The sequence below is a fragment of the Alteromonas sp. C1M14 genome (assembly GCF_018860965.1).
GTDB lineage: Bacteria > Pseudomonadota > Gammaproteobacteria > Enterobacterales > Alteromonadaceae > Alteromonas.
Genome location: NZ_JAHKQF010000004.1, coordinates 104,785 through 126,807, shown reverse-complemented (window position 1 = coordinate 126,807; position 22,023 = coordinate 104,785). Strand labels below are relative to the sequence as shown.

Here is a 22,023-nt window from a genome sequence, read left to right as displayed (position 1 = left end):
CTGACGTAACAGGTGCTGTTCAATTGCCAGAAGGCGTTGAAATGGTAATGCCAGGCGACAACCTTAAGTTTGTTGTTGACCTTATTGCTCCTATCGCCATGGACGAAGGTTTACGCTTCGCTATCCGTGAAGGTGGTCGTACTGTAGGTGCTGGTGTTGTTGCGAAGATTGTTGAATAATCTCGCTGACATCTGTCATCTTAAAAAAGGCGCTCTTTGAGCGCCTTTTTTGTTTCTAATTAGTTGTTTTCCCTGCTATTAATAAGCCACTCACCCTTCTTATTTTCTGCCATTTATTTCCTCGTGTTGTCACAAAATCTTTCATTGTTAACAAATTTATAATATGTTCACTTTTCGCGCAGCTTTACTTTTAAAGCCGTTAGCAAAGCTGTTTCTGAAACGGGATTATTCAGGACAACAATATGCAATCAATAATGATCGTTGTGCTGGGCATCATAGGTATGTTGCTTGGCTGGTTTGTTTATTCAAAATTTATTGCAACGCGAATTTTTCAACTTGATGATAAATTTGTCACGCCGGCGCATGCGTTGCGTGATGGAGTCGATTTTGTTCCGACGAATAAGGTTGTGCTGTGGGGGCATCATTTTACCTCTGTGGCCGGTGCTGCACCCATCGTGGGGCCGGCAATCGCGGTGTATTGGGGCTGGGTGCCTGCAGTTCTGTGGGTGGTTTTTGGCACCATATTTTTCGCCGGTATACATGATATGGGCGCGCTTTGGGCAAGTAGCCGCCATAAAGGTAAATCCATGGGCGCGCTATCGGAAGGGGTAATCGGAAAACGTTCCCGGGCGTTGTTTATGGTGGTGATCTTCCTTGTTTTGTTGATGGTCAATGCGGTATTTGGTGTGGTCATCGCCAAATCTTTTGTCAGCCAACCTACAGCGGTATTCCCCGCATGGATGGCCATTGTGGTGGCATTGATCATCGGTCAACTGCTAAAACGCAACTTTAGCCTCATTCCCATGTGTATTGGCGGCATTATCGTTTTGTATTTTTCCGTCTACGCCGGCGGATTTATTCCTATTTCTTTACCAGATACCCTGTTCGGGTTAAGCGCCAATGCGAATTGGATCATCATTCTTTTCATTTACGCGGCCATTGCTTCCTTGTTACCGGTATGGATGTTATTACAACCTCGGGACTTTATTAATGGCATGCAATTATTGGTCGGTTTGTTATTACTGTACGGGGCGGTGTTTATGTCGATGCCAGACATTACGGCACCTGCGTTTAATACCCAAACGGCGGTAGATACGCCCAGTTTGATCCCTTTGCTGTTTGTCACTATTGCTTGTGGTGCGGTGTCTGGTTTTCACGGTATTGTTGCCTCGGGTACCAGTTCTAAACAGTTGGATAAAGAAACCGATGCGCGCTTTGTGGGGTACCTAGGTGCGGTAGGTGAAGGGTGTCTGGCGCTTATTACCATTGTGGCGGTAAGTGGTGTCGCCTTTGCTGCTTCGCCAGAAGAATGGCACGAGGTGTACAGCCACCTTGGTGATGGCAGCGTCACCGCCTTTATTACCGGTGGCGCCAACCTTATTCAACAAGGATGGGGATTGCCCGTCGATTTTTCATCTACCATATTGGCGGTCATGGTGGTCTTGTTTGCTGGTACTACGATGGACTCGGGCGTGCGCTTACAGCGTTATATCATTCAAGAGTGGGGCGAAATTTATAACCTTGATATCCTTAAAAATGGCTTTGTGGCGACGATGCTCGCGGTCGGTACCTGCTTGTTGTTAGCTTTTGGCGCAGGCGGTTCATCGGGAAGTGGCGGCATGATTATCTGGCCCTTGTTTGGTTCAACCAATCAGATCTTGGCATCGTTAACCTTATTGGTTATTTCTGTGATGCTCATTAAGATGAACCGGCCTGCTATCTATACCCTCATTCCTATGACATTTGTACTTGTGATGGCGTTCCTCGCGGGGGTGATCAAGTTGCAAGAATACTGGGCCGACGGCAACTACTTATTGGTATTCCTTGACGCCGTTGTACTGGTGGTTAGTGTGTTGGTTATGCTAGAGGCGTGGTCGGTGATTTCACGCTTTAAGCGGGAAAAACAAAAAAGCTAACGCTTTAGGGCAAGCTTAACGGGATTGCCGGCCTGTATAGGCCGGCTTTTTGGTATTAAACATTGCTCAACAAAACTCTAAACTAGTTACCTGTTAGATATGTTACAGTTCAGGTCTATTTCGACGCTTATAGTATTTTCATGTTTCTACTGACAGTTTACGTTCTTATCGCTCTGGGATTTTCTTTTTTGTGCTCCATTGCCGAAGCGGTGATCTTGAGTATTTCTTCCGCCTACATCTCGGTATTGGAAAAAGACGCTGCACCAACAGGTAAATTACTTCGTCAGTTAACGGACAATATTAATAAACCCCTTGCGGCTATTCTCACCTTAAATACCATTGCTCATACCATGGGTGCTGCAGGTGCTGGCGCACAGGCGGCGGTGGTGTTTGGCGACGCGTACCTAGGCGTTATCAGTGCTATTTTAACCCTATTGATTTTGGTGTTTTCCGAAATTATTCCAAAAACCTTAGGCGCAACCTATTGGCGGGCTTTAGCCGCACCGACAGCTTGGTTTTTAAAATACTTAACCTTTATCCTAGCCCCGTTTGTTTGGTTTGCAGAAAAACTCACCCGCGGCTTCAAAGAAGACAGTCCGTTTCGGGGGTTAAGTCGAAATGAGTTACAAGCCATGGCGGAATTGTCTCGACAGGAAGGGCGGCTGGCCGAGAAGGAAACGGCATTTTTACAAAATATGCTTAATATGCATGATGTGAAAGTGCGCGATGCCATGACCCACCGAACCTCGTTATTTTCATTGTCAGAAACTATGACGGTGGAAGCCTTTTTTCATAAGCATTCCCACATGGAATATTCCCGTATTCCTATTTATTCCGATGACGAACACGAAAACATCCATTCCTTTGTCATGCGCTCAGATTTGTTGCTGGCCTACGCCCGTGGTAATAAAGGGAAAGTCCTTGGTGACTATCAGCGTGACATGGTGACGGTACTTAGCAGTATGCCTTTGTCAAATGTGGTGGATTTATTTATTGAGCGTCGCGTGCATATTTTTATGGTGGTGGACGAATATGGCGGTTTAGAAGGGATTGTTACCTTAGAAGATGTACTAGAACATCTGCTAGGCATCGAAATCGTAGACGAAAAAGATAATACTGTCAGTATTCGCCGCTATGCCCAAAATATGGCACGCCGCCGCGCAGCCATGCTAATGAAAAATGTGCCTGATGAAGGACTACCCGATAAAGAATAGCCCTAATTAGCCACTGACCAAAGGTAAGGTAACGATAACGCATACGCCGGTCTTATCAGGTAAATCAGAAAGTTGAATTTGTCCCTTGTGGTAATTGGCGATCATGCTGGCAATAAACAGGCCGAGACCTAAATGGGGATGCTGTGCTGTTTTATGCCGCTCTTCATCGGGACGTACCGATACCATCGACTGCAATAACTGGCTTTTCATCCCTTCGGGTAACGGCGGCCCGGGATTGGTGACAGATAGTTTCATGGTCTTATTTTCTCGCCAGAGGTGAAGCACAATATTATCCTGAAGATGGCTAAACTCCACCGCGTTGGCGATGATTTTATCCATCATCTGCGCCAATAGATCCGGCGATCCTTTCACATACGCACTCTTTAACGACATTTTTAATTCAAATCGACGTTCGTTAAAGACATGGGCATAGCCGTCGATGCAGCCAGAAATCACTGGGGCCGCATCGAAGGTTTCAGGCTCTTCTTGGGCGATGGCGTGTTCTAGACGGGTGGCTTCACTCATGCTGTTTAAAATAGTGCTTAGACGCGTGATGCCGCTCTGCGCGCGTTCAATAAGAAGGGCTTGTTGGGTGGGATCGTTTACCTCGCCAATGGTATCGAGTGATGAACGTACTATGGCAATAGGAGTTCGCAACTCGTGGGACAACCGAGAAGCCATGTTCTCTAAATAAGAATTATATTGTTGTAAACGCACTAAGACGTCAGAAAAAGAACGATGAAGATCGTCGATTTCATCGATATGACCTGGCTGGGGCAAGCTGCCAATAATTTTGCCGTTATCGTCAATAACCGCTTCGGTATTATCTCTTAGGTTACGTACTCGGTTTGATATTCGGTTAGCAAACAAAAAGAGGCTTAGGGTGCCAAGTAACATAACCGCCAAAATAACGTGAAAAAGTTGCTCGAGGGCACGGTTGCGCAGGGTGCGTATCCCATTTGTGGTTTGCTCTACCACCACCGCGCCCATAACCTTATCACCGATAAAAATAGGGTAGGCGGCAGACAATATTACCGCTTTACTATCGGGGGTAAGCCGCCATAAGGAGTCGGCCTTACCATTTAATGCTGCGGTGATATCCATACCCGCTAATGCGTACGCGGTTTGTAATTCATCCACGAACGCGGCTGGCGGGCGCGTCAGAATATGGTAGTAAAGCGGTAGCAAAACGTGAGTTTCTAAGTAGTTCCACCACGCATAATCGCTTTTTTGGGTGGCCGGAACCTGAAACCCTGACGCCGAGTGAATGTCGCCGGCACGGGCTAATACCCGTTTATGGTTGTCGACGACCCACACGCGAGAATTAGCATACTTGAGCCCGGATAAAATACGTTCGATTTCCGGTGATGGGGTTAACACGGTTCCTAAGCCGTTGGCATCGTTTGGATTTGCTGTGCCCACCGCATATTTTTTCTGGCGCGTGGTTGGGTTATCCACATCAACTAAGGCAAAGGCTAGGGCCCCGGTGGTCATCGTTAGCGGAAAACGAAGTTCGATAGCATAGCCTTTTTCAGTTTGCTGCCAGCGGCCTTGAATTTGTAGTTCGTTGTCTACAGCGCGATAACTTTGGTTGTTTTCATCTAGTTTATAAGCGTTTACCCAGCCTGCCTGATAGGGGGCAATAATAAACCGCTTAAGGGTGTTATCTTTCGCAATTACGCTAATAAGTAAGTGATCACTTTGGTCTACAGCAAGAGAATTCGGTGCTCGCCAAATCACAGCATCGTCGGTTACGTCGAACATGACATAGTAGTATTTTCCGTAACGCCCCACCATATGAGTAAAGGATAAGCTCACATCTTGCTGGCTAAGGGTAGGATCAAACCAGGTTACTACTTGCCCACTGTTATACTGCTGACTGACGTTCCAAACCGGTTCCCAATCGTTAAAAGCGCCATCCAGTTGAATGGGCGAGGGAATGGGCGGAGCATATAAATCCGTGCCGGGGCGCACGGTTTTTAAAAAGGCCGATTGGCTGTCAAAAAGGGCTGGACGCTCATGCAAAGCGGTGGCCACAGAACGGGCGGTGCCGATCATGGTTTGTTCCTGGCCGATGCGCAGATATTGTTCTAGCTCCCAAACATAGCGGTAGCCCAACCAAGGGATGGTGAACAAAAATAGGGACAATACCAATAACTGTAGTCTTATCGAAAACCTAAATTTCACCAAGGGTTAGCCCTGCCATCGATAGCCCATGCCGTACACAGTGTCAATATGATCGAAGGTGGCATCTAGCTGTACAAATTTTTTGCGCATACGTTTTATATGGGAAGTAATGGTGGTGTCATCCACCACCATACGAGATTCGTCCATTAATTGCTGACGGCTCTTTACGTGACCGGGGTGTTTTATTAAAGCATGGAGCATCCAAAACTCTGTCACCGTCAATAATACGGGTTGAGATTTCCAGCTTACCGTCATGCGGCTGACGTCTACGCGCAAATGGCTTAACTGAATTTGTTCACTTTGTTGCTTGGGCGATAAGAGCAAGTCTGTTCGCCTAAAAAGGGCGGCGATGCGAGCGAGCAAGTGAGCCATGCTGATGTCTTTGGTGAGGTAGTCGTCAGCCCCCATACGTAGGCCGCTGATGGTGTCTACATCGTTGTCTCTGGCAGTGAAGAAAATAATAGGTAGGGTTTGTGACAACTGGCGTAATTGCTGACAAAGCATAAAGCCGCCTTCCATTTCCTCTTTTAGGCCAATATCCACAATGGCTAAATCTGGCAGCGTTTGGGCGAAGGCCTGGGACGCCGAGGGCCGATCTGCATAGGCATTCACTTGATATCCCTGAGCCTGTAGTGCAGCAATATAGTTTTCACGAATAGCAGCGTCATCTTCTACAAGAGCAATGGTTCTTGGCATGTTCTTAAGGTTTGTTTTTGTTACGTATTGCCACTATACACCATGGCGAGAGGGCATACCCAGATTCAGCCAAATTTCCACCATAACGCCACTTTTCGGCCACAATTGCTAATTTGTTACCCGTTGGGCGTAACAATGTATGCAATTGGGACTTTTTGCCTGTTTTAATCGCCACATTTCCCCTTTTCAGTACCCAGGCCGACAGATTACCAGAGTGAAATGGATGCCACTGAAGCCAAACTTAAAGGAAGAAATGATGAACAATAAACGCTTACTTGCTATGACCCTAACCGCTGTATTAGCCACCCCGGGTTTGGCTTTTGCGGATAACTCAGAAAGTGACCCGCGACGTGATAGCGCGGTGGCGTGGGGGTTGGGATCGGGAGTTGTTATCGGTGCCATTGTCGCAGGCCCCGTTGGCGCCGGGGTTGCCGGCATTTTTGGGGCGCTTATTGGCGAAAACGAAGCCACCCATGCAGAGCTTGACGATACCCAATTGGCGCTGGCATCAACACGTTCTAGCCTTAACGACACCGAGGCTCAATTGTTTACCTTGCGCGACTCGCTCAATGAACTGCGCAATACCGCCAGTTTGACGCCGGCGACCATGACCGTTGAGGCACAGTCCGACCCTATCGCTATGCAAAGTAATATTCAGTTTAAAACGGGGTCTGGCAATATCGAACCTGTGTATAAAGAGCAATTAGATCTTATTGCAACGGCGTTGCGCCATCATCCTGCCTTGTCGGTGACGCTAACGGGGTATACCGATAGTCGGGGCGAGGAAAGTTATAATCAAATGTTGTCACAACAACGGGCTAATGCGGTAAAAACAGAACTCATTAGCCGTGGTGTAAAGTCCCAACAAATTGAAACTATTGCGAAAGGGGAGGCGTTGGCTCAATCAGAACAAGGCGAGGAGGCCTTTTTTCAGCGTCGGGTAGCGGTGCAAGTGCAACCGTCAGCACAATGGATGACTGCCAAGCGGTAACCGTTGATAGATAGCTTTTCTACCTCTCGCGTTTAGCGCCCGCACCGGGCGCTTTTTTCATGTTATCATCGCCTTCTAGCACTACAATGTGGAAAACCTATGGTTTCCTACAACTGCGTATACTCCCTGAATATTCACAACATGGTCTGATCATGCTGCGAGCAACACACATGCGGCTTCTTGTGACGCCATGGACAAAAACGAAAGAGAATGGGCAATAGATGAAAGCGCTGAATATAGCGAGTTTGAAGAAAATATATAAAGGTGGCGTGCAAGCGCTGCGAGGTGTGGATCTTACCGTAGAAGAAGGCGACTTCTTTGCATTGCTTGGTCCTAACGGGGCGGGTAAGTCCACTACCATCGGTATCATCAGTTCGTTGGTTAATGCCACCGAAGGTGAGGTAAAGGTCTTTGATTACGACCTACAAACTCAGAAAGAAAAAGCCAAAGCCTGTATTGGTCTGGTGCCACAAGAGTTTAATTTTAATCAGTTTGAGACCGTACTTCAGATTGTACTTAACCAAGCGGGTTATTATGGTGTGCCGCGCGCTACCGCTAAGGAAAGAGCCGAAAAATACCTGACTCAACTCGATTTATGGGGTAAGCGTGATATGGCCGCCCGTACGCTATCGGGAGGCATGAAGCGGCGTTTAATGATCGCCCGCGCGCTTATGCATGAGCCACGTTTGTTGATCCTAGATGAACCCACCGCCGGTGTTGATATTGAGATACGGCGCTCAATGTGGTCTTTTCTTAAAACCATCAACGAGCAAGGGATCACCATCATTCTTACCACTCATTATCTGGAAGAAGCAGAAATGCTTTGCCGCAACATTGCCATTATCGATAAGGGCATGATAGTGGAAAACACCAGTATGAAGGCGTTGTTGTCTAAGTTGAATGTAGAAACCTTTATTCTTGATTTAGGTGACTATGCTCAACCACCTGTCATCAAGGGGTTCGAAGCCCGTTTAACCGACAGTCAAACGTTAGAAGTGGATGTGGAGAAAACGGAAGGGTTAAACCCCGTCTTTGCCCAATTAACTCAGCAGGGTGTGCCGGTACTGAGTATGCGAAACAAATCTAATCGGTTAGAAGAACTGTTTGTCACACTGGTAGAAAATGGCCGTAAAACAGAAGAGGTAGGCTGATATGCACGAGCAGAATAACTGGATAGCACTGACGACAATCTGGATTAAAGAATGTACCCGGTTTTTGCGAATTTGGGTGCAAACCTTGGTGCCACCGGCCATCACCATGACGTTGTATTTTGTTATTTTTGGCAACCTGATTGGTGAGCGTATTGGCCAAATGGGCGGCTTTACGTACATGGAGTTTATCGTTCCTGGGCTCATCATGATGTCAGTGATTACGAACTCGTATGCGAATGTGTCATCGTCATTTTTTAGTGCAAAGTTTCAGCGTAATATTGAAGAATTGCTGGTTGCGCCTGTTCCTACTTGGGTCATTATTTTTGGCTATGTAGGGGGCGGTGTGGCGCGGGCCATACTTATTGGGATCATCGTGACGGTGGTTTCCATGTTTTTTGTTGATGTTCAAATCTACAATTTTGCCGCTATCGTGGTGACCTTACTACTGACTTCCAGTTTGTTTGCTACCGCAGGATTGGTGAATGCCATTTTTGCGCGTACGTTTGATGATATTAGTATGGTGCCCACCTTTGTACTTACCCCACTGACTTACCTGGGCGGTGTGTTTTATTCACTAACATTACTACCAGAGTTTTGGCAGGTAGTGAGCAAAGCCAACCCCATCGTCTATATGGTAAATGGCTTTCGGTTTGGCTTTTTAGGGGTCTCCGATGTAAACGTAGGTGTGTCTATTGGCATTCTTATTGTCTTTAATCTTGGTTTATATGCCGTGGCCCATCACCTTCTCACTAAAGGTCGAGGCATTCGTAGTTAATGACCGAACAAGGCAATTCCCGAGCAGTAATCAGCAATCAAACGGGTATACACGATAAGCTCGATGCTTTGGTTATGCGATACAAGCAGAGCGAAAGTCAGCGTCCAGTGAGTGAACATACCCGAGGGGCTTTTTTGGCCGTAGAAGAATGGTTGGACGACTGGCAGGGAGACATCGTACTGGATTCGTGTTGCGGTGTGGGTCAAAGCACCGCCACCATCGCTACACAATATCCCGACTGTAAGGTCATTGGGTTAGATAAATCAGCTATGCGAGTTGGTAAGCACTCACATTATCAGTCAGGCGCAGCTAATTATGCGGTATTTCGGGCCGATGTGAACGATTTTTGGCGACTCGCCCAACAAGGGCGATGGTCGGTAAAAAAGCACTATTTGCTATATCCCAACCCCTATCCAAAGCGCAGTCAGATACAGAAACGCTGGTATGGCTCGGCGGCCATGGTCGATTTAATGGCACTATGCCCGAATATCGAAGTGCGCAGTAACTGGTTATTGTACTTACAGGAATTCGCCCAAGCGGCGAAACACTACGGGCTAGCGTCCACCCTTAATGAGGTTGCTACCGACACGCCATTAACGCCCTTTGAGCGTAAATATCGCGCCAGTGGACAAACTTGCTGGCAATTAAATACCCGCCTTGATGAAGGTTAGTGGGTTAGGGGCGCCGACTTAGGTTTGCTAAAAACAAAGCCTTGGGCGTAGTGAATAGGAAGGTGTCTGATCTTATCGAGGGTATCGTCATCCTCGATATGTTCAGCCACAATACTAATATGGCTTTCATAGGCCATATCACAGATCCCAAGGATAAAATCTTCCACTTCAGCAGAGTCCGAGAGGCGCTTTAATAAACCACCGTCTAATTTAATGCCCCGCAGCGGCAGTGACATTAGCTTTCGAATATTGCCTGAGTGTCTGCCAAGGTTGTCTATAAATACCCCCATACCGCTTTCGATAGATTTGTCGATAAAGGTTTTTAACGCGCAATGGTGATTAAGCGCAGCCTCTGCACTGATTTCTACACTCACTCGAGATGGATTGGTGTAGTCGACTAATTGGCCGAGCAGTGTATGAAGTAAGCGCGGATCAGTAATATCTTCGGCATTGAGGTTTATGTTCCAAGCAATGTTGTTATCTTCAAAGTAGGCTGCACTTTTGCAAAACATCGTCGCAGCTAGGGCATGGATGTTTTGATTGCGTTCGATAAGATGTAAAAATTCACTGGGCATGAATATTTTTTGTTGAGGAGTGACTAGCCTGGCTAAGCATTCATAACGCCATACGCGCTCGGTGCGCATATCGACGATAGGTTGAAAGTAAGGCACAATACAGTCTAACGTGTAGCTTTCCGTAATTTCACGCACTGGCATATCACTCGCCTTATGTTATTCCTGTCTTTTTACTATAGCAGAGGTCGTCAGAATACCCATAATGGATGTCTTTAAAAGACGCCAATGGGGGTGTTGTGTGAAACAGAACGGAAAAAAGATCTAACTAACCGGTCTACAGCGTGTTATCTACTTGGCGAAGACGCATTTCTGGGGTAAAGTGCGGGATCTTTTAAAGACGCGCAGGGCGTTTTCACTGTCACTATATAGTCGACGGGAATACGCCCACCGTTGTGCCTTTGTTGTTTAAGGCGAAGCGCGGATTGCTTTAATTTTATATAGAGGTGTGTGCAGTGGGTGAAGCTCAAGTTAGTCTGAAACATTTGTTTCGGGTCTTTACCAAGCCTGAACACAAAGACTCGAAGTTAGCGCAAATCGAACAACATCTGTCCGATAATATTCTCGATTTTCTCTCTCAGCACGTGGTGGCAAAAAACACCTCCCTTGAGGAAATAGAACAGGACTTTTCCGAGTCGGTGGTACCAGAGTCTCCAGAATTTGTTTCTTCCCACGCCGAAACGTTGCTAAACAAGCTAGTGGCACATTCTGTTAATACCTATTCGCCTACCTTTATTGGGCATATGACATCGGCACTGCCTTATTTTCATCTGCCGCTGGCCAAACTGTTAGTCGGGCTGAATCAAAACCTAGTAAAAATAGAAACATCTAAAGCCTTTACCCCATTAGAGCGGCAGGTTTTAGGTATGATGCATAATTTGGTTTATGACCAGGATGAGCAGTGGTATCAACAATACTTGCATAGTGCCCGACACGCTTTGGGCGCGTTTGGTTCAGGTGGGACGGTGGCAAATATTACCTCGTTGTGGGTAGCCCGGAACAAAATGCTTGGGCCCGACGGACAATTTCCAGGGGTCGCTAAAGCTGGGCTAGCCAGTGCTTATCGTCATTACAATATTCAGAATATGGGCGTTATGTGTTCGCGCCGGGGACATTATTCCTTATCTAAGGCTGTGGATGTGCTAGGCATTGGCAGAGAAAACCTTATTTCCTTACCTTGCCCTAACCAAACCTTGTCCCCAGAATTAGCCCTAGCGGAAGGTAAACGCTACCAACAAGATGGCAATAAATTGCTTGCCATTGTTGGGGTCGGCGGAACCACCGAAACCGGCCATGTGGATCCGTTAGATGAATTAGCCGATGTGGCCAGAGAGTTAGGTTGTTGGTTCCATGTGGATGCAGCTTGGGGTGGTGCTACCTTGTTTTCCAAAACCTATCGGGAACGGCTAAAAGGGATTGAGCGCGCCGACTCGGTAACCATCGATGCCCATAAGCAGATGTATGTGCCCATGGGGGCGGGTATGGCACTGTTTAAAAACCCAGAAGACGCCAATACTGTGCGTCATCATGCCCAGTATATCCTGCGTCAGGGGTCTAAAGATCTCGGCGCTACCACCTTGGAAGGCTCGCGCAACGGCATGGCGATGATGGTATATGCATCGCTACATATTTTTGGCCGTCGGGGTTACGAATTACTGATCGATCAAAGTATCAGTAAAGCGGCTAAATTTGCCAGTATGATCAATGACCATCCAGATTTTGAATTGGTCACGGCCCCTACTTTATCCATTCTCACTTATCGGGTATGCCCAGAGAACACCCGGGCTAAGTTAAAAACCGTTAGTCAAAAAGAGCAACGCAAACTTAACCACAAACTGGATAGTCTGGTGGTAAATGTACAAAAGTTGCAGCGGGAAGCGGGCAAATCCTTTGTCTCTCGCACACGTTTAGAAAGCCTGGATTATGAAGGCACATCTGTCACGGTATTTCGGGTGGTGCTGGCTAACCCCCTTACCAGTGAACGTGATTTACACAATATTCTTGAAGAACAGTCCACCCTTGCCCGCGGGCGTCATATTTGGAAAGAACTTAGCGAAGGAAAGCACTCAATTTCTAATTAAAATGAGTGCTTACCTAGTCGTTTAATAAAGGCGAGGGTGTATCAGCGGGTGAAGCTCAGGTTGTCAATGAGGCGGGTGTTACCTAAGTATGCAGCAACAAGGATGACGATGTCGGTGGTATTCTCATCGGCTGCGGTTAAGGTTTCAGCATCACTTATCGCCAAGTAATCCGGTTTGAATCCCGCTTGCTCTATTTGTGCTGTGTAGGCTTCAATCAGCTGGGCATAATCTCGCTTGCCCCCTTTGATATCCTCTTTCAGTGCGATGATCAGCCGATACAACGACGGCGCACATGCTCGCTGACTTTCATTAAGATAGCCATTGCGTGAACTCATGGCCAAGCCACTTTCTTCCCGTTCAATGGGCACACCCTTAATGGTAATGGGCATGGAAAGATCTTGAGCCATCAGACGAATGATCTGCAATTGCTGAAAATCCTTTTCGCCGAAAAAGGCCATGTCAGGACTAACCATGTTAAAGAGTTTACAGACAATGGTTGCCACGCCACGGAAATGACCCGGGCGACTGGTTCCACATAAGATGTGAGATAAGCCGGGCACTTCCACATAGGTTTGTTTGGCCAACCCTCGAGGGTACATTTCAGAAACCGTGGGTAAAAATAGGGCTTCCACTCCCAGGGCTTCCAGCTTTGCCTTATCTTCATCCAAGGTGCGTGGGTAGGCGTCGAGATCTTCATTTTTACCAAATTGCATCGGATTAACAAAAATCGACACCACAACCACATCACAGTGCTCTTTGGCGGCACGGACCAGTTGCAGATGACCGTTGTGTAGATTTCCCATGGTTGGTACGAAACCTACTTTTTGATCGGCATTACGCCAGTTTTTGCGCGCCTGGCGAAGCGCTTGAACGCTAGTAAGAGATTGCATGATTTACTCGAAACTATGTGAAGATGCGGGAAACGCACCACTTTTTACTTCTTCAATGTATTTCTGCACGGCCTGGCGCATATCACCGGTCTCTTGCAGATAATTTTTAGAAAACTTGGGCATATAGTTGGCGCTAATACCAAACATGTCGTGCATCACTAAAATCTGACCATCGGTACAAGGACCGGCCCCGATACCAATTACTGGTATGGTCAATGCCTCGGTGATGGCTTTGCCTAAGGCGGTAGGGACACATTCTAACACCAGTAATTGTGCGCCAGCTTGTTCCAATGCTAGGGCATCTTCTATCAGTTTATTGGCTTTGCTTTCTTCTCGCCCTTGTACTTTAAAGCCACCAAACACATGTACCGACTGCGGCGTTAGTCCGAGATGACCACAGACCGGCACCCCTCGTTCTACTAGGCCAGAAATGGTGTCACTTAGCCATGCTCCGCCTTCAAGTTTAACCATGCTGGCGCCAGCCGCCATAAGGGTTGCCGCGTTTTGATAGGTGTCGGCAGGAGTTGCATAAGACATAAAAGGCATATCGGCTAACACGAAGGCCCGTGCCGTACCTCGGCGCACTGCGCGCGTATGATAGGCCACCTCGTCTACGGTGACCGGTAAGGTGTCGTCCTGACCCTGTAAAACCATACCAAGAGAATCGCCAATGAGCAGGACATCTATTTGTTGTTCATCGAACATCTTTGCAAAACTGGCATCGTAAGCCGTCAAGGCAGTGATTTTTGTTGCTGCTGTTTTTAACGCTTGTAAGCCAGAAATGGTAACTTTTTTCATTGGATTACCTCAGAGTAAGCACTGTGAACAGGCATGAATTAAGCTGGTGTTTAAACGGATTTTACGCCTGTTTGGATGTGGTCAGTCGTCGCAGACCATCAAGATTACATTTTGCCACCCATAACGCGATGGCGTTGCCGTCTGGCATTATCATACTGGGGGCTATTTCAAACAAGGGAACCATCACGAATTCTCTTTCTGCCATGCCGTAGTGGGGCACAGTGAGATCCGGGGTGGAGATAGTTTGGTTGCCATACAATAGGATATCTAAATCTAGGGTACGGGGCCCCCATCGCTCCTCTTTACGTTCACGGCCGTATCGAAGTTCGATATCTTGTAGCTGGGCAAGTAATTCTTGGGGGTCTAAGGTGGTTTCGATCAAGCACACCGCATTCACGTAGTCGGGTTGGTTTTCTGGCCCCATGGGGGCAGATAAATACAACGATGATGTGGTTAACAGTCTGCATGAATGCAAACTGTCGATTTCATCAAATGCCGCTTTTAAAGTGGTTTGTGAATCACCCATATTGCTACCTAAACTAATATAGGCATGCTCTTTATGCATTAGAGTCACTCCGCTTGGGCGCGACTTTTCGTCTGCGCTTGCGGGGTCTCGTAGCGCCACCTTCTTGTTGGCGAAGGGCGGTAAGCATTTTTTTCTGTTGTGCTGATTCGGCATGCTGGAATTGGGTCCACCAGTCAGCCAGTTCTAAAGGATCGCCCCCTTCGATTTCGCCGCGGACACATAAAAAATCATAGGCGGCACGAAATTTCGGGTGGGTGAGCAGTTGGAAGGCCCGACGGCCAAAGCGCCGTGGTAGGCGTTGTTGAAGCATCCAAATGTCCCGTATCACAGTAGAAAAGCGCTTGGGGATCATAATGCGTTGCACTTGACGGTGAATGACTTCACCGGCGGCAATGTTAAAGGCATCGTAGTGGCTTAAACCGCTTTCGGCCTGCAGTTTCTGAGCATGTTCTTCTAGCGGGTACCACAATAAGGCGGCATACAAAAATGCCGGCGTGACACGCTGATTACTGTTGATACGATGGTCGGTATTTTCCAATACCCGCAAAATAAACTGGCATTCACGGCTATCGGGAGTTTTAAGTGCTTCTGCGAGTTGGGGAAACAGGGGCTGTAATAAGCCATACTGTTGCAGCAGTTTAAATGTGGCAACGCCTGCACCACCAAGAAATAACTTTAACGTTTCTTCAAATAAGCGTGCAGGGGGAATATTAGCCAGTAAATGGGCCAGCTGGGGAATTGGATCGCCAGTACGTGGCGTGATGGTCATATCCAGCTTGGCGGCAAAGCGAATGGCCCGTATCATACGCACCGGATCTTCTCGGTATCGGGTTTCTGGGTCGCCAATTAATTCTACTTCGCGCTTACTAATGGCATCTCGTCCGCGAGCAAAATCGGTAACGGTGAAGTCAGCCACACTGTAATACATGGCGTTAAATGTGAAATCGCGACGTTGGGCGTCTTCTTCAATGGTGCCAAACACATTGTCACGCACCAACTGACCTTGGGCATTTTGTTGCCCTAGTTTGTTATCACTTTCCTCAACGCTGTGATGGCCGCGGAAGGTGGCAACCTCAATTATTTCACGGCCAAACACAATATGCGCCAGGCGGAAACGGCGCCCGATAAGGCGACAGTTTGCAAACAAACCTTTAATTTGTTCTGGTGTGGCATTGGTAACAACGTCAAAATCTTTAGGGATTTTCCCCAGCATAAGATCCCGTACACAGCCACCTACCAAATACGATTCGAACCCTGCTTTGTTAAGGCGATACAACACTTTAAGCGCGCTATCACTTATCTCTTCACGAGAGATACCATGTTCTGCACGGGGAATAGTGTAAGCCTCTATCGCCGTTTTTGAGTCGGGGGTTTTACCCAGAGCTCGTTTAACCGTTTTAAACACGCGCGTAATAATGATGTCGTCTCCGCTAAGTTCGAGGTTGTGTATAATAAGTGGATTCCTGCGCAGCGACAATAATTTCCCTTTTTTTCGGGACATTTTCGCACTGCCATTGGTTTATTGCCCATTGTAACACGGACGATGGCGATGAGGTTTCGTCATGAGTAACTGCATCGAAACCTAAAAAAGCCAGTGCGCTGCACAAATTGTGTACTGCATTGTCATCGATAATGGGTGCGGCATGATTCTGTTTGCTAAGTTTTCGTCCTAGTGTCACTGCTGCCACCGGAATATGGGCATAGCGAGGCGGTGGCTGCTTAAGTATCTGATACAAACTTAAATGGGTGGCTGTGGTTGCCAGCAAATCACTGCCTCTTACAATATGGGTGATGTTCTGTTCAATATCGTCAGCAACAACCACCAAATTATACGAAAACAAGCCATCTCGACGCTTCAAAACCGTATCTTCGAGGGCGTGTGGATCATCAATTGTCACTTTGCCAAGTACACGGTCATAAAATTGGGTAACGGGATGGGTTAATTGCACTCGTATGGCCGTTTTTCCGTCAGGGTGGTTCGCATAGCGACAGGTTCCCGCATACACACCACCACTTTCTTTAATCATTCGGCGACTGCAGGTGCAATTGTATGCCAGTCCCTGGGACTTAATGTCCGCGATGATTTCACGATAAAGTGCGTGACGGTGGGACTGATAAACCACCTCATCGTCCCATTCAAAGCCATGGGTTTCAAGTTGATGTAAAATGTGGCTGTCGGCACCCTTAACACATCTGGGCGTATCAATATCTTCCATTCTAACGCGCCATTTGCCGTTATGAGCACGCGCATCAAGGTAGCTGGCCAAAGCAGCCACGAGGGAGCCAAAATGTAGCGGCCCAGTGGGAGAGGGGGCAAATCTTCCGATGTACGGAGAAGAAGCTGGCATTGTACGAAGAATGACTAAACCCCTGACGCTGAAAAAGCTTCAGCGCCATTGGGGTTATGAATAAAGAAAATCAGCCTTGCAGCTGTTTTTCTTTTATTTCAGCCATGGTTTTACAATCGATACAAAGATCGGCTGTAGGACGGGCTTCAAGACGGCGAATGCCGATTTCAATACCACACGAATCGCAGAATCCGAAATCGTCTTCTTCAATACGTTTAAGGGTTTTTTCAATCTTTTTAATAAGCTTGCGTTCGCGGTCACGAGTACGCAATTCCAGACTGAACTCTTCTTCCTGTGCAGCCCTATCTACAGGATCAGGAAAATTCGCGGCTTCATCCTTCATATGCGTTACGGTACGATCGACTTCTTCACGAAGTTGGTCGCGCCACGCTTTTAACAACAAACGGAAATGTTCCATTTGTTGTTCGCTCATATATTCTTCATCAGGCTTTGGCTGATAAGGCTCAAGGCCGGCTAAGGCTAAAAGCCCTAAGGACTTTGTTTCTTTTCCTGTTGGCATGTACCACATCTCCTACACTACGACACCCACACGAGCTGAATAATCGAGTATCTATAGCAGAATCGCTATATTCAGGCAACGTAAAGCGTCAAAGTTACCCTTCCGTTATTTAATGCATCCAGTGCGCTTCGATGCAATGAGCCGGTGGCACAATTGCACCACAACGGTAAAAAGCAAGCCGCAAATATGGCGTTCCTTAGGGAAATTGCAACCACTTTTTTACAAAAATACCGGTAGTGTTTGATTTACCTTGATATTTTGTTCGTTGATTTCACAGCCAAGGGCCACGATTTGCATTCCTTTACTGCGGGCATCCAATACGGCTGCCCCATATTCTGGATCAATATGGTTGGCTAAGCGAACCGAATTAACCCCAGTATGCTGTACGCAAAAGACCAGCATAGTCGGAATTCCCGATTCGGCAAGAGCGCCTAAGGTTTCACAGTGTTTTTTTCCGCGGGTCGTTTTGGCATCGGGAAAGAACCCCTTGCCATCCTCGGCCAGGGTTACGGATTTTACTTCTGCATAAGCTTCCCCGTCTGCGGTGTGCAAATGAAAGTCAAAACGACTGTCAGCACCCGGCGGTGTAACCTCTCTTTTCCAATGCGTGACATCAGAAAATAGGTCGCAGGTCTTGTTTTCTATCGCTTCAGCCACCAAGTTATTTGCATTGTGGGTGTTAATGCCAATAAATTGATTTTGATGATTGCGTGCTAATTCCCAAGTATAAGGCAGTTTGCGTTTAGGGTTGGTAGACGTGCTAAGGTAAACATCATAGCCGGGTTCTGCACAACCGGTCATTGCACCTGTGTTTGGACAATGAGCGGTTACCCGCTCGCCACTATCTAATTCAACATCGGCGAGAAACCGCTTGTATCGACAAATAAGCTTTCCGTGAAGCAAGGGTGTAGTAAACTGCATAGTTACAAAATTTCAAATATTTGATGCCTAGTGTATCAAGCAAAAAAGGAAATGTTATGGCGATTTTTTCTGTATCACTGACTTTCGACAAGGCGCCTGCGCCATGGGGAGATAGTAGCCGTCTTAGTTTTAACGAACAGGGCGCGGTGATACATCTAAGTAATGAAGAAAACGCAGAGCGTGAAATTCGCCAAGCTGGACGTCGTATCGATGGTATGAATATAAATGAAGTCCAACTGCAAGGTGACTGGGCTAAAGCGTACCAATGGGCATTCGCCATGAGTTACACGCGAGCACGTCAGCCAGGGCGTATTCATTGGGCAGACAATAACGACAAACAAACAATAGAAAAAGAATACCAAGCACTGTTATTTACCCGCAAACTGGTTAATGACACGCCAGAAGATCTTTCGCCTGAGAATTTAGCTTTGCGAGCCGCGCAATGGTTACAATCCGTTGGCGGTGACAAGGTAACGACCACCACAATTGTAGGTGAGGGGCTAAAAAAAGCCGGATGGACAGGCATTTACAATGTGGGCCGGGGCAGTGAAAGACCACCGGTGTTATTAGAAGTAGATTACAATCCCAGTGGCGACCCACAAGCCCCTGTAGACGCAGCATTAGTCGGAAAAGGGATCACCTTTGACAGTGGCGGTTACTCCATTAAATCTAGCGAAGGTATGCTAGACATGAAGTGCGACATGGGTGGCGCGGCCACGGTTACTGGCGCGTTGGGGTTAGCTATTTCCCAGGGCCTTAATAAACGGGTTCGTCTGCTACTATGCTGTGCGGAAAACCTAATAAGTGGTCATGCGTACAAGTTAGGTGATGTATTAACCTACAAAAACGGCGTCTCGGTGGAAATCGTCAATACTGATGCCGAGGGCCGATTAGTGCTTGCCGATGGTCTTTTGCGGGCAACAGAACTGGGTGCGCCTTTGATCATTAACGCTGCCACCTTAACCGGTGCGGCAACGGTGGCCCTAGGGCACGACTATCATGGCGTATTTAGCCTAGATGACAAGGCCCGCCAGGCCATGTTGGCAGCGGCTCAAGGGGAAAACGAAAAATTTTGGCCATTGCCATTAGAACGCTGGCACCAAGACAAATGCCCCTCTGCTTTTGCTGATACGGCAAATAGCCGTCCCCAAAAAGGCGGCGGTGTTGGCGGAGCGTCAAACGCAGCCGGTTTTCTATCGCGTTTCGTAAACGAACAAGGTACCGGGTGGGTTCATTTGGATCTGGCTGCTGCCTACCATGGTACGGCAACCAGTGAGATGCCTGCTGGCGCTACCGGTAAAGGCATTCGTGCCATTGCGCGGATGCTGCAAACTTACGGTAGCTAAGCGATAAGTTGAGTTAATTTGGGCTGAATCGGATTGGGAAAGGGGCATTGACGATTAAATGCCGCCCAATCTTTCAGCTAACTGCTTGTATTTCTCCACTTCATTTTGGTCAAACAATGGCTTACCTTCGGTATCTTTTTGCTTGGCTATCAGCAAGTGTTCCCGCGCTAGACGTTCCACTCTGATGGGTTGAACGCCAAGAAATGTGGCCACCTCTTCAATTGACATTAAACTCATAGGTTATCTTTCCTGTGCTAATTAATAGTAAAATCAACGCGTAGATGCGACAATCGCGGGCTACTTGCCGTGTATTGAACCCAATTGGCGGTGTTTTCGACGCCGTTGATTTTTTAAACATAGCACTTACTTTTTAATTTCGCCCAATTCTACGTGGAGAGTTAAGTATCATGGATACTTGGTCGGCAGCCGTTATGTTGTTTTTGATCATGGACCCACTGGGGAACCTGCCCGTTTTTATGTCGGTGCTAAAAACCATCGAACCTAAACGCCGGCGGGTAATATTGATACGAGAACTGGTGTTTGCTTTGTTGATCTTGATGCTGTTTTTGTACAGCGGCCAGGCGGTGCTCGATTTTCTGAATGTGCAACAAGAAACCGTGAGCATTGCTGGTGGTATTATTTTATTTCTTATTGCCCTTAAGATGATCTTTCCACAGGCAGGCAACCCACTAGGATTAGCCGTAGGAGAAGAGCCTTTTCTCGTGCCTTTAGCCATTCCCATGATTGCCGGCCCATCAACCTTAGCTGCGTTGATTTTACTGGCCAATCAAAACCCAGACCGAATGGCAGACTGGACCATTGCACTTGGTGCCGCCTGGATTATCAGTGCGGTCATTTTATTGTTTTCTAATCTTTTCCATCGCTTGTTAGGTGAGCGAGGGCTTACCGCTATGGAGCGTTTGATGGGGATGATTTTGGTGATGATTTCAATTCAGATGTTGCTGGATGGCATTAGCCACTACTTTACCCATTCCAGCGGAGTATAAGCATAATGACAAAACTATCTACTTTTGCCCGGGTACGTCAATTGGAAGGTTGGCAAGCCGTGGCCTTTAGTGCCGCTTTACTGGAAAGAATGCTACCAAACTTTGCGTTGTTTAAAGAGGTTACAGACTTTGACGACGAAGGGGTATGTGAAAAGTGTTTAAGCCTGCTATGGGAATCGATAAAAAGCCCGAAGAGCAAAATTAACTTTTCAGTTCAGCTAGAAAAGGTTGAACAGGTCACCCCAGATACTGCTGACTACGATACCTTTGGCGTGTATCCGGCTATCGATGCCACCATAGGTTTAGCCGCCGCCATTATGCTGGTGCTTAAGCAGGATTTACAGGGATCGGTGGTGATTAGTAAATTGTCTCAAGGCAGCGTAGAGGCCTACTTGCTGGCTAGCGGTGTTGCCGAAGACGAGATAAAAGCCCATCCGTTAATGGAATTTGAGGTGGCGCTGCAAAATGCCTTACTCGATGCTGTCACCACTTCTGGTCCGGTTGCGGGTGTATGTGACACCCTCAAACAATTGGCCTTAGAAGAAGGTATCTCTAATATTGGTATTGAGATTAAAGGTTAACCTTCATCGGTGGAGGCTTGGTAGCGCAATAGCTGATATTGCACTTGCGCTAGCCGTTTTTCTTTAATCTGTACAAGCCTTGGATCCGTAGGTAAAGGGGCTGCGTTAATTTCCTGCTCCACATAAATCACCCCATCGGGATTAACCAAACCATGCTGCAAAATAAGCTGTAGCGCCGGTGGGGCTAAATTTTTGTTAAAGGGCGGATCGATAAAAATAATATCGAATCTTTGGCCTAAGGTGGGCAAGGCTTTTAGCGCATCCGATTGTATGACCTTGGCGTTGGCATGTAAGACACTTACATTTTTGCTAAGTTGTTCGGCAACGGCCCGGTCATACTCGACAAAGGTGCAATGCCCCGCATAGCGAGACAGGGCTTCAAAGCCCAGGCCACCAGAGCCGGCAAAGACATCAAGACACTGGGCATCGTGCAGATCGGCCATCAACCAATTGAATAGGGTTTCTTTGTTTCGGTCGGTGGTGGGGCGTAAACCATCGGTATCAGCAACGGGCAATTTTCGGCCCCGCCACTGCCCAGCGATAATTCTCACATTTCCTGGTTTTTGCTTTTGACGTAAAGGCTTTTTGGATACTCGCTTCATGGGTGCTGACAATGTATGATAACGGCTATTGAAAGTCGGCCAGTGTAGCCG

At 47.4% G+C, this 22,023-nt stretch carries 23 protein-coding genes and 1 pseudogene; 11 read left to right on the top strand and 13 right to left on the bottom strand.

Annotation, left to right across the window (positions count from 1 at the left end):
- From tuf to KO501_RS03745, 3 genes and pseudogenes are all read left to right on the top strand, one after another.
- Positions 1-179, top strand: a pseudogene (gene tuf, locus KO501_RS03755) (elongation factor Tu); the annotation flags it as partial.
- A gap of 242 nt (positions 180-421) precedes the next feature.
- Entirely contained in the window at positions 422-2,095 is a 1,674-nt protein-coding gene (locus KO501_RS03750; protein ID WP_216028317.1) for a carbon starvation protein A, read from the top strand.
- Positions 2,096-2,235: 140 nt separating this feature from the next.
- Positions 2,236-3,309 (top strand): CNNM domain-containing protein, encoded by a 1,074-nt coding sequence (locus KO501_RS03745; protein ID WP_216028316.1) that lies wholly within the window; start codon positions 2,236-2,238, stop codon positions 3,307-3,309.
- Positions 3,310-3,315: 6 nt separating this feature from the next.
- Here the strand turns inward: KO501_RS03745 and pdsS are convergent, their stop codons facing one another.
- The 3 genes from pdsS to KO501_RS03730 are packed head-to-tail and all read right to left on the bottom strand — an operon-like array spanning position 3,316 to position 6,367.
- A complete protein-coding gene (pdsS, locus tag KO501_RS03740; protein WP_216028315.1) occupies positions 3,316-5,496 on the bottom strand; it encodes a proteobacterial dedicated sortase system histidine kinase in 2,181 nt (726 codons plus the stop codon).
- Between the two features lie 6 nt (positions 5,497-5,502).
- On the bottom strand, positions 5,503-6,192 hold the full coding sequence (gene pdsR / locus KO501_RS03735) for a proteobacterial dedicated sortase system response regulator (RefSeq protein ID WP_216028314.1): 690 nt from the start codon (positions 6,190-6,192) through the stop codon (positions 5,503-5,505).
- Between the two features lie 4 nt (positions 6,193-6,196).
- Positions 6,197-6,367, bottom strand: coding sequence for a hypothetical protein (locus KO501_RS03730; protein WP_216028313.1), 171 nt, complete (start codon positions 6,365-6,367; stop codon positions 6,197-6,199).
- Positions 6,368-6,445: 78 nt separating this feature from the next.
- On the opposite strand from KO501_RS03730, the gene pdsO reads away from it, so the two are divergent.
- The 4 genes from pdsO (at position 6,446) to KO501_RS03710 (ending at position 9,780) form a co-directional block, all read left to right on the top strand.
- Complete coding sequence (pdsO, locus tag KO501_RS03725; protein ID WP_216028312.1) at positions 6,446-7,183, top strand: sortase-associated OmpA-like protein PdsO; 738 nt, start codon at positions 6,446-6,448, stop codon at positions 7,181-7,183.
- A gap of 221 nt (positions 7,184-7,404) precedes the next feature.
- Positions 7,405-8,334, top strand: coding sequence for an ABC transporter ATP-binding protein (locus KO501_RS03720; protein WP_216028311.1), 930 nt, complete (start codon positions 7,405-7,407; stop codon positions 8,332-8,334).
- Position 8,335: 1 nt separating this feature from the next.
- On the top strand, positions 8,336-9,109 hold the full coding sequence (locus KO501_RS03715; protein WP_216028310.1) for an ABC transporter permease: 774 nt from the start codon (positions 8,336-8,338) through the stop codon (positions 9,107-9,109).
- Complete coding sequence (locus tag KO501_RS03710) at positions 9,109-9,780, top strand: SAM-dependent methyltransferase (protein WP_216028309.1); 672 nt, start codon at positions 9,109-9,111, stop codon at positions 9,778-9,780. Before KO501_RS03715 ends, KO501_RS03710 begins: the two co-directional genes overlap by 1 nt.
- Here KO501_RS03710 and KO501_RS03705 read toward each other — a convergent pair.
- A complete protein-coding gene (locus KO501_RS03705) occupies positions 9,777-10,496 on the bottom strand; it encodes an EAL domain-containing protein (protein ID WP_216028308.1) in 720 nt (239 codons plus the stop codon). The two genes, KO501_RS03710 and KO501_RS03705, sit on opposite strands and share 4 nt — an antisense overlap.
- Before the next feature lie 311 nt (positions 10,497-10,807).
- Between KO501_RS03705 and panP the strand changes: the two genes are divergently transcribed.
- Complete coding sequence (gene panP / locus KO501_RS03700; protein WP_216028307.1) at positions 10,808-12,433, top strand: pyridoxal-dependent aspartate 1-decarboxylase PanP; 1,626 nt, start codon at positions 10,808-10,810, stop codon at positions 12,431-12,433.
- 41 nt (positions 12,434-12,474) lie between these two features.
- Here panP and panC read toward each other — a convergent pair whose 3' ends face one another.
- The 7 genes from panC to sfsA form a co-directional block, all read right to left on the bottom strand.
- The gene (gene panC, locus KO501_RS03695) at positions 12,475-13,323 is read right to left on the bottom strand and encodes a pantoate--beta-alanine ligase (RefSeq protein WP_216028306.1); all 849 of its coding nucleotides are present in this window, start codon (positions 13,321-13,323) and stop codon (positions 12,475-12,477) included.
- A gap of 3 nt (positions 13,324-13,326) precedes the next feature.
- Positions 13,327-14,121 carry a 3-methyl-2-oxobutanoate hydroxymethyltransferase gene (gene panB / locus KO501_RS03690; RefSeq protein WP_216028305.1) on the bottom strand — a complete coding sequence of 265 codons (795 nt, stop codon included), beginning with the start codon at positions 14,119-14,121 and terminating at the stop codon, positions 13,327-13,329.
- 61 nt (positions 14,122-14,182) lie between these two features.
- Positions 14,183-14,686: a 2-amino-4-hydroxy-6-hydroxymethyldihydropteridine diphosphokinase gene (gene folK / locus KO501_RS03685; RefSeq protein WP_216028304.1), complete on the bottom strand. Its 504-nt coding sequence runs from the start codon at positions 14,684-14,686 to the stop codon at positions 14,183-14,185.
- Entirely contained in the window at positions 14,679-15,983 is a 1,305-nt protein-coding gene (pcnB, locus tag KO501_RS03680) for a polynucleotide adenylyltransferase PcnB (RefSeq protein ID WP_216028322.1), read from the bottom strand. Before pcnB ends, folK begins: the two co-directional genes overlap by 8 nt.
- Positions 15,984-16,077: 94 nt before the next feature.
- Positions 16,078-16,995 carry a tRNA glutamyl-Q(34) synthetase GluQRS gene (gluQRS, locus tag KO501_RS03675; RefSeq protein WP_216028303.1) on the bottom strand — a complete coding sequence of 306 codons (918 nt, stop codon included), beginning with the start codon at positions 16,993-16,995 and terminating at the stop codon, positions 16,078-16,080.
- Between the two features lie 70 nt (positions 16,996-17,065).
- A complete protein-coding gene (gene dksA / locus KO501_RS03670; protein ID WP_216028302.1) occupies positions 17,066-17,515 on the bottom strand; it encodes an RNA polymerase-binding protein DksA in 450 nt (149 codons plus the stop codon).
- Between the two features lie 219 nt (positions 17,516-17,734).
- A complete protein-coding gene (sfsA, locus tag KO501_RS03665; protein WP_216028301.1) occupies positions 17,735-18,436 on the bottom strand; it encodes a DNA/RNA nuclease SfsA in 702 nt (233 codons plus the stop codon).
- 56 nt (positions 18,437-18,492) lie between these two features.
- Here sfsA and pepB point away from each other — a divergent pair, with 56 nt between their 5' ends.
- Complete coding sequence (gene pepB / locus KO501_RS03660) at positions 18,493-19,782, top strand: aminopeptidase PepB (RefSeq protein WP_216028300.1); 1,290 nt, start codon at positions 18,493-18,495, stop codon at positions 19,780-19,782.
- A gap of 54 nt (positions 19,783-19,836) precedes the next feature.
- Here the strand turns inward: pepB and KO501_RS03655 are convergent, their stop codons facing one another.
- The gene (locus KO501_RS03655) at positions 19,837-20,019 is read right to left on the bottom strand and encodes a helix-turn-helix domain-containing protein (RefSeq protein WP_216028299.1); all 183 of its coding nucleotides are present in this window, start codon (positions 20,017-20,019) and stop codon (positions 19,837-19,839) included.
- A gap of 170 nt (positions 20,020-20,189) precedes the next feature.
- On the opposite strand from KO501_RS03655, the gene KO501_RS03650 reads away from it, so the two are divergent.
- Positions 20,190-20,789: a YhgN family NAAT transporter gene (locus KO501_RS03650; protein ID WP_216028298.1), complete on the top strand. Its 600-nt coding sequence runs from the start codon at positions 20,190-20,192 to the stop codon at positions 20,787-20,789.
- A gap of 5 nt (positions 20,790-20,794) precedes the next feature.
- Positions 20,795-21,370, top strand: coding sequence for a YjaG family protein (locus tag KO501_RS03645; RefSeq protein WP_216028297.1), 576 nt, complete (start codon positions 20,795-20,797; stop codon positions 21,368-21,370).
- Here the strand turns inward: KO501_RS03645 and rsmD are convergent.
- Positions 21,367-21,972, bottom strand: a complete 606-nt coding sequence (gene rsmD, locus KO501_RS03640; RefSeq protein WP_216028296.1) for a 16S rRNA (guanine(966)-N(2))-methyltransferase RsmD — start codon at positions 21,970-21,972, stop codon at positions 21,367-21,369. The genes KO501_RS03645 and rsmD overlap by 4 nt on opposite strands.
- Between the last annotated feature and the right edge of the window lie 51 nt (positions 21,973-22,023).

Excerpts from the sequence above, each read along its gene's own strand:
- pdsO (WP_216028312.1), top strand. The coding sequence starts at position 6,446 with ATGATGAACAATAAACGCTTACTTGCTATGACCCTAACCGCTGTATTA.
- dksA (WP_216028302.1), bottom strand. The coding sequence starts at position 17,515 with ATGCCAACAGGAAAAGAAACAAAGTCCTTAGGGCTTTTAGCCTTAGCC.
- folK (WP_216028304.1), bottom strand. The coding sequence starts at position 14,686 with ATGCATAAAGAGCATGCCTATATTAGTTTAGGTAGCAATATGGGTGAT.
- KO501_RS03750 (WP_216028317.1), top strand. The coding sequence starts at position 422 with ATGCAATCAATAATGATCGTTGTGCTGGGCATCATAGGTATGTTGCTT.
- KO501_RS03710 (WP_216028309.1), top strand. The coding sequence starts at position 9,109 with ATGACCGAACAAGGCAATTCCCGAGCAGTAATCAGCAATCAAACGGGT.
- KO501_RS03705 (WP_216028308.1), bottom strand. The coding sequence starts at position 10,496 with ATGCCAGTGCGTGAAATTACGGAAAGCTACACGTTAGACTGTATTGTG.
- rsmD (WP_216028296.1), bottom strand. The coding sequence starts at position 21,972 with ATGAAGCGAGTATCCAAAAAGCCTTTACGTCAAAAGCAAAAACCAGGA.
- KO501_RS03720 (WP_216028311.1), top strand. The coding sequence starts at position 7,405 with ATGAAAGCGCTGAATATAGCGAGTTTGAAGAAAATATATAAAGGTGGC.
- gluQRS (WP_216028303.1), bottom strand. The coding sequence starts at position 16,995 with ATGCCAGCTTCTTCTCCGTACATCGGAAGATTTGCCCCCTCTCCCACT.
- pdsR (WP_216028314.1), bottom strand. The coding sequence starts at position 6,192 with ATGCCAAGAACCATTGCTCTTGTAGAAGATGACGCTGCTATTCGTGAA.
- KO501_RS03645 (WP_216028297.1), top strand. The coding sequence starts at position 20,795 with ATGACAAAACTATCTACTTTTGCCCGGGTACGTCAATTGGAAGGTTGG.
- KO501_RS03715 (WP_216028310.1), top strand. The coding sequence starts at position 8,336 with ATGCACGAGCAGAATAACTGGATAGCACTGACGACAATCTGGATTAAA.
- pepB (WP_216028300.1), top strand. The coding sequence starts at position 18,493 with ATGGCGATTTTTTCTGTATCACTGACTTTCGACAAGGCGCCTGCGCCA.
- KO501_RS03655 (WP_216028299.1), bottom strand. The coding sequence starts at position 20,019 with ATGAGTTTAATGTCAATTGAAGAGGTGGCCACATTTCTTGGCGTTCAA.
- panB (WP_216028305.1), bottom strand. The coding sequence starts at position 14,121 with ATGAAAAAAGTTACCATTTCTGGCTTACAAGCGTTAAAAACAGCAGCA.
- sfsA (WP_216028301.1), bottom strand. The coding sequence starts at position 18,436 with ATGCAGTTTACTACACCCTTGCTTCACGGAAAGCTTATTTGTCGATAC.
- KO501_RS03650 (WP_216028298.1), top strand. The coding sequence starts at position 20,190 with ATGGATACTTGGTCGGCAGCCGTTATGTTGTTTTTGATCATGGACCCA.
- KO501_RS03745 (WP_216028316.1), top strand. The coding sequence starts at position 2,236 with ATGTTTCTACTGACAGTTTACGTTCTTATCGCTCTGGGATTTTCTTTT.
- panC (WP_216028306.1), bottom strand. The coding sequence starts at position 13,323 with ATGCAATCTCTTACTAGCGTTCAAGCGCTTCGCCAGGCGCGCAAAAAC.